The sequence below is a fragment of the Tissierella pigra genome, assembly GCF_009695605.1.
GTDB lineage: Bacteria > Bacillota > Clostridia > Tissierellales > Tissierellaceae > Tissierella > Tissierella pigra.
In genome coordinates this window covers 17,944-29,772 of the sequence record NZ_VUNQ01000048.1, presented here as the reverse complement: position 1 = coordinate 29,772, position 11,829 = coordinate 17,944, and the positions used below count along the sequence as shown (strand labels likewise).

Below are 11,829 nucleotides of genomic sequence, written 5' to 3'. Positions count from 1 at the left end.
ATTCATACAATTAAAGATGGCTGGTGCTATCTTGCTTCTGTTATGGATCTTAACAGCAGGAAGATAGTTGGATACTCTATGTCTAAAAATATAGATACTACATTGGCTATAAAGGCTTTAGATAATGTCTATATACTTCAGAAACCCGCTGAAGGTCTAATTCTACATAGTGACTTAGGAAGTCAATATACAAGTTATGAATTTGGAGAATATGTTAAAAAGCATAAAATAACTCATTCCTTTAGTGGTAAAGGGAATCCCTATGACAATGCTTGCATAGAATCCTTTCATTCAGTATTGAAAAAAGAAGAAGTTAACTTAGTTAAATACTTTGACTTTGATGCCGCTAGACTTGCAATATTTGAATATATAGAGTCATGGTATAACAGTGAGAGAATACATAGCTCTTTGGGCTATATCACTCCTCAAGAGTGGGAAGATAAATCTAAAAATATTGCATAAAAATTGTTCGAGAAAATGTGTCTACTATATTGACATAGGTCCACCAGCTCCTCGCCATTTTTGGTGCTAATGCTGACTGCAGCATCCTTATCCAGCTTTTCCCGTTCCTTTTCCGTCATATCAAGTGCAACGACTCTCGCACCGTAGGCGGGAACGTTAAGCTCAAATTTCTGCCCATCCTCACTGATGAGCTTATCGGCTTTCAGTGAAAGCACCGATGTAAAAAGTGATACGGCATAGTTGGGGTCAAGCTTTGAAGAAAAGTCTTTTGCGGATTTTCCTGCATTTTCTACGATGATCTGGTGGAGGGTATACGGTTGATAGGCATATTCCGCCCAGACGCTCTTATTCCCCTGCAGGAGCTTCGTGAAGAAATCTATTGCATATTTCGAGGGCGCACCCACACAGTCGTCTATCCAATTTTGCCATTTGCTCACCTGCAAATATCCGCCGGTGGAATAGAGGTCAATTAGTCCCGACATCTTATCCTTGCCGGAAAGGGCGTCCGCGCCGTCATACCAGCCACCCAGACTCGCCCAATAAGCAACCAGTGCGCCACGGGCGTATCCGGCGCTCGCGGAGTCAGAGGCAGGGTATATACCGTCGTAAAGCTCGTATTGGCGGGCGCTGTGGTCGCCCTGACCGCCGAAATATTTTTCAAGAAATACCGCCGTCCCTTCGTCCAGCCAAGCGAGGCGTTTATACTGGGTCGTAACATAGCACTCCTGCACAAAGTGCATCAGCTCATGGGCAAAGATGCTTGTAGCCTCATCAAGGTTGAAATTTGTAAACAGCAGGCGGCTGAAATTCATGTAACCGCTGTCAATGCCCCACCAGCTTGAAACATATTGCGCGTAGGTGGGCGTAGTGGCATCGGCGTTTTTAAGCGTTGTCACATGAATATTCATGGGCCATTGGGTGCGCCTTGACATATCGAAGCCGAACTCTTGGTACTTCGCGTAGACCTGCTCCATATTCGAGAGCAGCGCCTCCACGTTGCTAGGCTCCACCGTGGTCGCCATAAACCGTGAACGGTCAAAGATGAGATTGAAGCGTTGGCTTTGCGAGGCGCTTACGAGTTTGGCCTTGAACTGGACGTTAAAACGCATTTTATCGCTGTAGGTTGGGGAAACGAAGCCCTCGCCCTTCAAATAGACGTTGCTCGACAGCTCACTATAGCCTGACGGCGTTATTCGCGCTATCATTCGTCCCGCTTGTTCTGAGGCCTCGATATGGTCGTAAACCATGACCTTCTCGCTCGTCTCGTCCTGCATGGAAAAACCGATATCGAGATACAAACGCTCATTTTCCGCAAGGGTCAGATCATCCGGCATTGGCGCGGACAGCGTCACTTCGCCTTCGGGTATGTCCGCAAACGCTAGCTCATAACCGACGGAGACAGCCCCTTCATCTAAGTCGATAGGGGCGGTTTTGGCATTTTCAAGTGTCACCCCGCCGTATACGCCGCCGAAATTCACGCTCATTCCGGGAAGCTCCGCCACGCCGTTTTCAATTTGTGTGTTGGCCAGCCTTTGTGTTCTGTCCTTGACCAAAAAACCCGGCCAGCCGTAGAGAGCCACCGCCACAATTTGTATGACAAGTAGCACGGAAAGCATGATACATAGCGTATTGCGCCCGTTGTTTCTTTTTGGTGCTTTGTTACTTTTTATTTTTGGTATCTCAAGGGGTGGAGTATATTCTTTAGGCTGTACCTCGCTTGTAGTCTGCGTATGTGCCATAGGTTTCGGCTGTTCTTCGGGAACAGGACTCACGGACCCATCAAGAACCGGCGCGCCGCATTTGGCGCAGAAGCGAGCGCCGGTATGAAGCTCTTTTCCACAATTAGTACAAAATTTTTCCATAATTACACCTCCTTATGGTCGTACCAGCGCCATCAGTGCCGGTGTCCCGTCTGGCGTATCCATCGTACCAACAGCGTATTGCTTTCCATTAAGCTCGTAGAACTGCGCCAGATGTATGGTTCCCGGACCAGACGCCCATAGGTCGCCATTTTCCCACTTGCCCATGAATACGCTGTCTTCCATATCCGTTTCATCGACGCTTTCTCCCTCGTTTGCCAAAAAAATTTGATACCAGTCGAGAGTTAGAGTCAGACTCTCCGCAGTACCTGTAAGGGAGACATTTAAAAACTCCATAGCACCTGCGTCGTATTCGTTATTGGGGTCATAAATAATCAGTGCTTTCCAACTCCCGGTCAGCGATCCGATATTGTCGATAATATTCGCATCCGATGGAAGACCGTCATAAGCCACCTCTTCTGTGTACCAGAGAAAGTCCGCTAAATCGGGGCGTTTCTCTGTGGACAAGCTGGCGTATGTTTCTTCCATGGATAAATTGGTGTCTTTTTCCTCAATGGATAAGCTGGAATCTGTTTCCTCCGGTTTGACAACACTGCCGCTTTCCGTAGCGACGGGTGGAAATTCTTCCTCCTGAGGCGGTGTGGCGGGTACTGTTTGCTCAGCCTTCGTCACAGGAGGTTTCTTTGTCGTTGCTCCTGACCGCAGATTGGGTGGTATAGTGATGATGCCTATCATAAGCATGAATATATTTGCCACGATAAGTATTGCGGGCAAGATTTTATTGCCTCTGCCCAAAGATGGAATGTTACCTCTCATGGTTATACCTCCAGTTTGTTTGATCTGATTATTGTTTGCTATTTTCAAATTACTGTTCCTTACAGATTGATTGTACCTATGCTATATTTACCTACTGAAGTAGCTTTGTTATGGTTGTTTCTTCGTCCTCGCTCGTCGCAACACTATGGCTATGCCTAGCAGAATTACAATGACATACAGCAGTGGGTAAACGACGGTTTTGATAATATCGGGATAAGTCAAGGCGCGTAGGGGCAGCACGGCCAGTCTTACGGCTGAAAACCACGCGGTATAAAGAAGAAAGCTCGCCCCCTGCTGCAGGTGCAGACGCTTGACCAGCCAGAATACCAGTGGAAGGCCCAGGGCAGCCCCGGCCAGCTCATAGAGCTGGGTGGGATGAACGGCGCGGGATGCGGAGAGGAATGGCATCCATTCGCTCAGCACCTGCTGATAGCCGGCCTTGGATGGGAACACCACACCCAGCGGACCAGAAGTAGCTCGTCCTGCACAGCAACCGTTCAGGAAGCAGCCCAACCGGGCCAGACAGAAAGCAACACCGCCGGGGACTGTCATGGCGTCCAGACCGGCCCACGGGGATAGGTCCCATTGCCACGCCGCGATGATCAGTGCCGTTCCGGCGCCCAGTGCGCCGCCGTAGAAGGACAGTCCTGCCCAGCGCAGGCTGTGCCATTTCAGCCCACCCAAATAATTTCCCGGATTTACCACCACATTCCACAGCCGCGATCCGATGAGAAAGGCGGGGATCATGATCAGCAGCAAAGCTATGGCCTGCGCCCGCCCCAACCCCGCACGGCGTAAAGCGGGCAGAGCCAAGGCGCAGCCAATTATAGCGGCCAGCAGGGCACAGAAATTATAAGCTGGTATCTGCCAGCCCCCTATTTCCAGTAGCGGGCACATTATGGTTTAAGAGACTTTGAACCGTCCAGCTTAAGCATAACGTAGAAGTCGCTCTCCGGGAATAGGGCGGTCATCTTCAACTCTCCGGAGAGGACAACGCCACTCTTATCCCCATTGTATCCGGCGCGCAGTTCTCCGCTCATGCTGGATTTTAGTTCAGCGTCGTTCATGTTAAATTTAAGTATACCGGAAGTCGGGTCATAGGTCACATTACCGGGGCTGTCGTTCAAAGGCAAAATACCGACGTTTTCTCCGGTTTTACTAAGGGTAAAAGGAGATTCCTTGGCTACGCCGATCTGTTCCTCTAACCCCAGCAAAACGTCTGCTATATCGCAGCCCGCATATTGCTCATTGAGTTCGTCAGTGATTGAGTCTAAAAAGCCGTCGCCTCCACTACTTTTTCCACTGTCCTCCGATGAGGCGGGCTTCTCCAGCTCCGCCCGGAGCGTGTCGGAAATGAACACGCTGGTGATGGTCATAGTTCCATCCTCATAGCTGCCCACCAGTTCATCAAAGGTGGGTGCGCCGCCAATCTTTACCTCCGTCACCGGCGTGGAGAGCTTAAAACCCACAGCCAGCTCTGGCTCATCACTTTCGGGGTCGTCGCCGGGTTTGAACAGTCGAAGTTCCTTAGGACAACCTGCCTGCACATAGCCCAGCAGAGTAAAATTGGTAGAAGCCCCTCCCATGCCCTTCATCGTACCACTCCAACTCTCCTTCACCGCGTTTTCGGAAAGCGGGGCGAAGCGCAGGGCGTAGCCGTCATACTGTGACTTCTCGCCATCGGGAATATTTTCCACAATGTTGAAGGTGATTGTTTGGTTAAAGAAGGCTTTGACCTCGTTCAGAGCAGCTAGATACACAGCCTCGGCCTTGCGCTGCATATACACCTTGACGGACTGCGTTACCGGGTAGAGGCGTTCATAAAGCTGCGCCTTGTAAGCGCCCACTAAGGTTTCTATTTCCGCTTGTGTCGGGTTGGGAACGGTAACCGAGCCTTTGTTGCTCTTATCCTTAATATCCGTAACGACGACGGCCTTTTCCATATCACCCAGCGTCCAGAAATAGCGGGCATAGTGGTCTATCTCCTTTTCAATGGCGGCCTTGGCATCGGTTTCGTTGGGGTTGGCCTCGACGATATCGATTAGCACCTGTCGCCAATCTTTCAGGCTGCGGGCCTTCCAGCCGTTCCCTACATCCAGTGTGCCGGAGAATTGGTCGTTGAAATAGACATAGACTTGGTCTATCTTATCCATCTTCATAGCCATACTTTGTTCAAACATATTGCTGATGGTGTAGTCAAAAATGAATAGACCGCTAGCGGCAAGTCCCCACACTGCGGATTCTGCATAGGAGAGTGCCAGCATCGCCGTGTCTTTATATAATCCAAGAGTATCGGCGTCTGTTTTTTCCGTATTCAGCATTACCGCACCGATCTTCACCGCTGCTGCTACTTTGCCCAGCTTATTCATCTTTTTGTAGGCTGAATCAGCCAGGGAGGTGTCAAAGGTCGGGCTGCCGAGGGATGCCATGTTCAGAATCGTACCAGTGAAGTCGGTGGCAAAGCCCACATCACCGGTTGCTCCCGCCATGCCGCTCATAAATCCGTTATGGCCGGTGATAAGCCGCGCTGCGAGTCCTGCCGCTTCTTCTCCGTCTGCGCCGCCACCTGCCACGTATTTTCGTAGTGTTTCCGTAGCTTCCTGCTGGTCAATGCCGGAAATGTCTGCATAAATGTTGGTGATTTTGGCACTGCGTTGACCCTCATTTTTGACATGGAACACGCCGAAGGTGGAGAGATGGTCGGTGTAGATGATAAGCTCATTCGCAGTTGCATCCACCTCGAACAGCACATCCTCCCATTTGCCAGTGGTTTCGTTTTTGTACATTGCGCCCACGCATTTTGCCGGATCCTGCCCATCCTCGCAGTATGCGGTATCGTAAGGGATACGAAGGGTAATGAAGTCCGAAAGCTCGGTCATATCGCTCAGCTTAAAGTCATAGGCTTCTATTTTATACCCTTCATCTTTATTTTCTTCCACAGCTTGCTTGGTTACGGTAAGTTCTTCTTCACCGTCCAGCACATAGACACCTAGATCTATGCTGACACCGTTTGACAAGGTGACGCTGGTGGTCTCTGGTGAAAGTGTTGCCCCGTCGTTTTTGCCTCTTCCACCGTCGCATCCGGTAAGATTGCCTAAAAGCAGCACTGTCACAAGTAAAATAGATACTGTCTTTTTCATTTCGCATTCCTCCTTTTCATTTCTAATTTATAATTTTTGCTGTTACGCCGGTTTCACAAAGTAGCTTTTGTGCTGCATCCAGTATAGCCTGCTTCCCTGGCATTCCGTGCAGCAACTCTACCCGCATGGTCTTGGACGCGTCGCCAAAGGTTAGGTACATCCGCTCCTTATCAATTTGAACTGCGCTCAGCCGCACACCATGCACCCCGTCGAGGCCCCACCGGTAAATTTTACTGCCGATGAGAATACCAAAAGTAGATACTACAGTTTCCTCAGTGTCTTTTTTCATTTGGCGGCCTGGCATGGAGATGAGAGCAGATGGCACCGCAAGGATGGGATTATCGCAAATAAGTCTTGCAGCATAGAGTAGACGGTTCTGCCTCACCAATAACAGGAGAGAGATAAGGCTGGTGGCTCCAAAGGCGAAAACCGCTTCTAACATAAATGCCTTGCCCAACCAAACCGTCAAACAAATACTTGCTGCCAATAATAAGGCATATCCATTCCGTCGTTTTCGGATTAATTTCATTTGCACCAACCCTCCTCTAATATAGATTTTAAGGAAAAATTCTTTTAAAATCATCCTTCGAAAGGATGATTTTGCAGAAAAAAGCCCCTCATACTTTAGTATGAGGGGACGGTTAAACCCTGTATTTATATGATTTTATGAATTATTCAACCCTTTGATTCTTCAGCAGGGTGCTGATGAGTTCTGCCCGACTACCGACATCATATTTTGAAAAAATGTTCCTTACATGTGTTTTTACAGTACTCTCACTGATAAACAAAGCCCCAGCAATTTCTCGGTTAGATTTGCCTGAAAGGATTAGCTGTAATACCTCCTGCTCCCGGGGAGTCAGTGGGTCAAGAGTTTTAATTTGACAAACAATGTCCCTTTGCCGTGACTGATTCATATTGTCATAGGCAGTAAGATAGGTATGGTTTTTCAGTAGTAAAACAAGTTGGCGGTTCAGTGGTGGTAGCATAACCAGTGTAAGGCAAACCACAGTAAGGGCAATCACCGCAACCTCCGCACTGGGAAGCCCAATGGATGTTAGGGTCATTCCCAAGACGCCTCCGCAAAGCACGCCAAATACATTGGCGGAAAGCCCAATGCCAAAGGTTTGTGCTGGGTTGTCGCTATAATCCAGCATTTCTCCAAGGATGCTCCACCAAAACAGATCAAAAATACCACAAGCACCGAGCATCAGCGTATCCACAATCAGATAGTCGGAAGTGTTTCGCCCTAACAGCATAAAGCTGATGAATGCTCCTATAATCATTGCCATTCCCATATACAAAATTCTAGATCGCTTTGCTTTCATAGGTAGGTTGCGCATAATAGCAAGTGCCACAATATAAGGCACGGCCCAATACCAGCTCACCAGCCTCGTCAGGTGTTCAAAAGCGGGGTTGATGACCTCATACATTAGTCCTGAATTAATTGTTATAATGAAGACAAAAAGGCACAGCAATATTAGCGGGGTTTTAATGCCGCCATGGGTCTTATTTTTAAATGCTTTGTTCTGCTCATTCTCCTGCTCCAACGGCAGCATCCAAATGAAGACCATGCCAATCACAAGGCAAAGCATAGAGAAGCCAAGCCCGATAAAGGTTGACCTGTTCATGGCCACCACATTAACTGCAATCATCAGCAAATTGGAATAAATCAGAACGTCAGCACAGGATTTAATGTACTCGTTCTTAGGAGTATAGGCTCTAAGGAAAAATCCCCATGCTGCCACCGCGCAGCCGCTAAAGTATCCGCTGACAATCAGTCCCACCAACCATAGAGAGGAGGGAGGAAAAAAGAAGGGAATAGTAGCAGCTAAGCATAAGCCCATAGCTCCGAGCATCATGTTTTTTGCGACCGTCTGTGATTTAACAAACAGGCCGCAAGTAAAAAGCCCCATAAAATGCGCGACAATTGCAGTCATTATGTAAGGGTTGGCATCTGTTCCACGAAGATTCAGCAGGCTGTAAAGTACCTGCCCTTCAAACTGAAATGACAGAATATAGGCAAAGAGAAATGAAAATCCGGCAACAGAAAGCCTTCGGGCATTTAAAGTTTTAAATCTGTTCATTTTATAACCTCCCGCTCTATATCAGCGGTTTTGAAGCGCCAGAACTTTCCCACCTTGGATGCAGGCATAGAAACCACCTCATTTTAGTAAATTTGAACAAATATCCTAATTGATTGTTATTAAATAATTATAGCACAATAATGTCAAAATGATAGTTAACATTTGTTGTTTTAAATAATATTGCCTAGTATTTATTTATGGTATAATTGAAAAATAAGTTAATAAAGATGGAACATTTATTGTTGAAGACTATGCTGCACAGCAGAGAATTATCCAGATAGACTCTGGAGTTAGCAGTAAGCTGTTTTAGGAAAAAGAAGGTATATTAGAAAATATTAGAAATATACAATTATAAAATATACTTGAGCAATTCTTAGTATAAAAAACTTGATTTTACTATAGATATGGAAACAGGGGAACGTGTCATAATAGTGATGGGTGCAGTTTGTGTTATCAAATCAAGGGTTTCAGGAACTTTAGATAAATATATTTCATGCATTGCTTTGAGTAATTGGGATATGATTGTTGTGAGTAGTGCATGAGAAACAGAGAATCAGTTTTTTAAAAATTTACAAATATTTAGTATACTTGTATCAGGATTATAGTTAATGAACATAAGTATATTTATGTGCAATAAGGATATTTAATAATGGAGTGATAAACATTGAGCGTATTCATGTTTCTAGCAAGTGATAAACCATTGAAAGAAGTTAAGAGTTCTTATGAAGGAGATTTAAATAAAATTGAAATTAGTAATAATATGTATTATTCAACCTCATACGCAAAGGATTATTCAGATAAAAAATATTTTTCCGGATTACACTGGATTTCTGCAAAGTTAAGTGCAGGACAGTTTATTAACTACTTAAAGGAACAATTGGAAGTATTAAATGAAATAGAAATCTGGAACATGTGGTTAGAATCATATGGACTAGCAAGTATAAAATCTGTTCATATATCAGAAGTAAACATTAATGATTTTGAATTCCTAGATGGTAGTGCAGATACACCAATTTGTCTAATAGTTAAGAAATAGATAATTACTCTCAGAAATAACGACACATCATTTATTTTATGCGTCGCTAAATAATTTATAATCTACAAAATCCAGTTTGTCACAATGTTAATTATGCGAAACTAGGGTGTATTCAATGATTAAGTTTGTTTGAGTTCCAAGTTCCATTATTATATAAACACAAATTAGGGGGTTAGAAAGATATGTACTGATTAGATATAAATTTGGATTATAGTACTACTAAAGAATATAGGTTTAGATATAAAAGCAAATGTGATTGTGCTTATTGCAGAAATTATTATAAAACTTTTAAAATTAAATATCTTAAAACGTCCAAATTATTGGAGAATTTTGGTTTATGTATAGATTTCCCCTTAGAAACTATGCCATTGGAATATGATGAAATGAACAAGGAAATAGAATATATATCATATTATCCAGTTAAAGGTACGATAGATGAGGATAGCTTAATATTAAACTTAGAAGAACTTGAAGTAAGAATTTTAAAAGGGAGTGACTTAAACAATCCTTGTCCTAATCCCAAAATGGAAGCACCTTATTTATTAATAGAAATATCTGGAATCAAGTTACCTTGGATTTTGGATGAAGAGATAGAATAGAATATAACATAGTGATCATTTGTGGGTGATGAGGTGGAATTCAGAGCTTAATAAAAATAACAGGTATTTAACTGATAAATTATTAAAGGGTGTTTCAGATACTTCTGGGATAGCAGTGTATTCCCACGGAAATGAGATAGTTAAAGCAGCACTTTGGGCAATGTCTACAGTAATTATAATTGACTTAGTTGTACCTATGGATTTAATACCTATTCTTCCATTTTTAAATGATGATTTAATTATTCAATAATAATACTATAGTGGTAGTATTTGTGTTCTATAAAAGACAACTACTAGCACCCATTTAATATAGTAAGTGAGGTGAAAGATTATGAAAAGAATAAGTCTTAATGTAATTGATTATGGAATTAATGATATAAACACAAAATGGTGGAAACAAATTATGTCTGTATTTTTAAAACCAGGTAGTGATTTTGAAATTCGATGCTGGAAAGATGAAAAAGAGGAAATAGAAAAAGCTTTGAGATTTGGAAAACTTAATGAGGCTGAAAAAAGCAAAAATGAAATATCAATTAATGGAAATTTGACAGAAAAAATGATACAGGAAATTCTTGCTGAACCCAAACCAAATGATTATGATAAATGGATTGATTTTTTTACAATCAATATTCAAGATAATTTTTGTAGCGCTCATTACGGAACTGAAATCTATATATATGATTTAACAGACCGTGATGTTGAAATTATCAAACAAATTATATTACCGATACATGATTTTTTTAGTTTTGGTGTGTTTGATATTGATAAAGATTAAAATGTTTGCACAGATTTTAAGAGATATCTAGTGATGGAATCCTTGAAGAAATTAAGCAATTATAAAGTAAAAGAAAGAAACTATAAAATAAATCTAATGGATAGGTTCCACTTAATATGAAGAACTAATTATCACTATGAACTAAAAGGATTAGTAAAATATGGAGACTTTAGACTATTAGAAAATAAAGATCCTCATGAAAAAAAATATATTCACAATTTTAACGGACCATAGATATAAAAAATAATATAGGGAGGGAAAAATAATAACTTACAATAAATTAGTTAGAGATAAGATAATTGATATAATCCAGGCAGATGTGAAAAGCTAGAATATGGAATAATGGATAGGAAAGAATATTTAGTCTATCTTAATCAAAAGTTAGAAGAGAAATTGGAAGAATATCTAGAATCTTTAGTGAACTTGAGAACTTTAAATTACAGAGGATTTTTTACCCAAGCAAAAAGGGAAAATTATTGAGCTTAGGGATTATCAAGAAGAAGCTCTAGCTAATTTAGAAGAAATGAGACATAACAATGAAACTATTGGTTTATTGTATCATGCAGCAGAGGAATGTGTCATAATAGTGATGGGTGCAATAAATGCTTTGAAATCAAGGGTTTCAGGAACTTTAACCAAATATAATTCATGCATTGCTTAGAGTAATTAGGATCTAATTGCTGTAAGCAATGTATGAGAGGTAAAGAGTTTGGTTCTTTAATAGTCTACAATTATTTAGTATAATTATATTTAAAATGATAATAGCTACGTAAATGTAATAAAACATGTCATAATCGAGGAGGAAATTATGAAGAAAATTCAGATTGTAATATATCCTTTTTGGATTATTTTATCTTTTCTTACTTCTATTTTTATAATGATAAAATTATATCCCAATTATATAAATAATGAATTCCCTCCATTTTTTATTTTTTCATATTCAATAATACATTTATTCGGCAGGATATTGAGTAGTATAGTAGCGATAAGTAACAAATGGATATTATTAATACAAGCCTTTTTAATTTTCATGGCTTTTATTATTTCCCTTAACTTTATGGAATTTAGTTTAGGCATTAGAATTATGATTTCAATTA

Annotated in this window: 11 protein-coding genes; 5 read left to right on the top strand and 6 right to left on the bottom strand. The window is 42.3% G+C overall.

Annotated features, from left to right (window positions below; translation table 11 throughout):
• Positions 1-462, top strand: a 462-nt coding sequence (locus FYJ83_RS16090; RefSeq protein ID WP_154442265.1) for an IS3 family transposase, incomplete at its 5' end; no start/stop codon positions are given.
• On the opposite strand, the gene FYJ83_RS16085 is transcribed toward FYJ83_RS16090, so the two are convergent.
• From FYJ83_RS16085 to FYJ83_RS20495, 6 genes are all read right to left on the bottom strand, one after another.
• Positions 426-2,324: a zinc ribbon domain-containing protein gene (locus FYJ83_RS16085; protein ID WP_154442263.1), complete on the bottom strand. Its 1,899-nt coding sequence runs from the start codon at positions 2,322-2,324 to the stop codon at positions 426-428. The two genes, FYJ83_RS16090 and FYJ83_RS16085, sit on opposite strands and share 37 nt — an antisense overlap.
• Before the next feature lie 12 nt (positions 2,325-2,336).
• On the bottom strand, positions 2,337-3,098 hold the full coding sequence (locus tag FYJ83_RS16080) for a hypothetical protein (RefSeq protein WP_154442261.1): 762 nt from the start codon (positions 3,096-3,098) through the stop codon (positions 2,337-2,339).
• Between the two features lie 108 nt (positions 3,099-3,206).
• The gene (locus tag FYJ83_RS16075) at positions 3,207-3,995 is read right to left on the bottom strand and encodes a prolipoprotein diacylglyceryl transferase (RefSeq protein WP_154442259.1); all 789 of its coding nucleotides are present in this window, start codon (positions 3,993-3,995) and stop codon (positions 3,207-3,209) included.
• Positions 3,995-6,238, bottom strand: a complete 2,244-nt coding sequence (locus FYJ83_RS16070) for a hypothetical protein (protein WP_154442257.1) — start codon at positions 6,236-6,238, stop codon at positions 3,995-3,997. Before FYJ83_RS16070 ends, FYJ83_RS16075 begins: the two co-directional genes overlap by 1 nt.
• Positions 6,239-6,260: 22 nt before the next feature.
• Entirely contained in the window at positions 6,261-6,821 is a 561-nt protein-coding gene (locus FYJ83_RS16065; protein ID WP_229768622.1) for a hypothetical protein, read from the bottom strand.
• Between the two features lie 88 nt (positions 6,822-6,909).
• Positions 6,910-8,322 (bottom strand): helix-turn-helix domain-containing protein, encoded by a 1,413-nt coding sequence (locus FYJ83_RS20495; RefSeq protein WP_077369872.1) that lies wholly within the window; start codon positions 8,320-8,322, stop codon positions 6,910-6,912.
• A gap of 664 nt (positions 8,323-8,986) precedes the next feature.
• On the opposite strand from FYJ83_RS20495, the gene FYJ83_RS16050 reads away from it, so the two are divergent.
• The 4 genes from FYJ83_RS16050 to FYJ83_RS16035 all read left to right on the top strand — a co-directional run bounded on the left by FYJ83_RS16050 (position 8,987) and on the right by FYJ83_RS16035 (position 10,732).
• The gene (locus FYJ83_RS16050; protein WP_154442251.1) at positions 8,987-9,358 is read left to right on the top strand and encodes a hypothetical protein; all 372 of its coding nucleotides are present in this window, start codon (positions 8,987-8,989) and stop codon (positions 9,356-9,358) included.
• A gap of 320 nt (positions 9,359-9,678) precedes the next feature.
• Entirely contained in the window at positions 9,679-9,957 is a 279-nt protein-coding gene (locus FYJ83_RS16045) for a hypothetical protein (RefSeq protein ID WP_195838032.1), read from the top strand.
• A gap of 28 nt (positions 9,958-9,985) precedes the next feature.
• On the top strand, positions 9,986-10,207 hold the full coding sequence (locus FYJ83_RS16040; RefSeq protein WP_154442247.1) for a hypothetical protein: 222 nt from the start codon (positions 9,986-9,988) through the stop codon (positions 10,205-10,207).
• 81 nt (positions 10,208-10,288) lie between these two features.
• Positions 10,289-10,732, top strand: coding sequence for a hypothetical protein (locus tag FYJ83_RS16035; RefSeq protein WP_154442245.1), 444 nt, complete (start codon positions 10,289-10,291; stop codon positions 10,730-10,732).
• Positions 10,733-11,829 lie beyond the last annotated feature (1,097 nt).

What these genes read in the sequence shown, in the direction of transcription:
- FYJ83_RS16085 (WP_154442263.1), bottom strand. Translation starts at nt 2,324, where the DNA reads ATGGAAAAATTTTGTACTAATTGTGGAAAAGAGCTTCATACCGGCGCT.
- FYJ83_RS16080 (WP_154442261.1), bottom strand. Translation starts at nt 3,098, where the DNA reads ATGAGAGGTAACATTCCATCTTTGGGCAGAGGCAATAAAATCTTGCCC.
- FYJ83_RS16075 (WP_154442259.1), bottom strand. Translation starts at nt 3,995, where the DNA reads ATGTGCCCGCTACTGGAAATAGGGGGCTGGCAGATACCAGCTTATAAT.
- FYJ83_RS16070 (WP_154442257.1), bottom strand. Translation starts at nt 6,238, where the DNA reads ATGAAAAAGACAGTATCTATTTTACTTGTGACAGTGCTGCTTTTAGGC.
- FYJ83_RS16065 (WP_229768622.1), bottom strand. Translation starts at nt 6,821, where the DNA reads ATGATTTTAAAAGAATTTTTCCTTAAAATCTATATTAGAGGAGGGTTG.
- FYJ83_RS20495 (WP_077369872.1), bottom strand. Translation starts at nt 8,322, where the DNA reads ATGAACAGATTTAAAACTTTAAATGCCCGAAGGCTTTCTGTTGCCGGA.
- FYJ83_RS16040 (WP_154442247.1), top strand. Translation starts at nt 9,986, where the DNA reads ATGAGGTGGAATTCAGAGCTTAATAAAAATAACAGGTATTTAACTGAT.
- FYJ83_RS16035 (WP_154442245.1), top strand. Translation starts at nt 10,289, where the DNA reads ATGAAAAGAATAAGTCTTAATGTAATTGATTATGGAATTAATGATATA.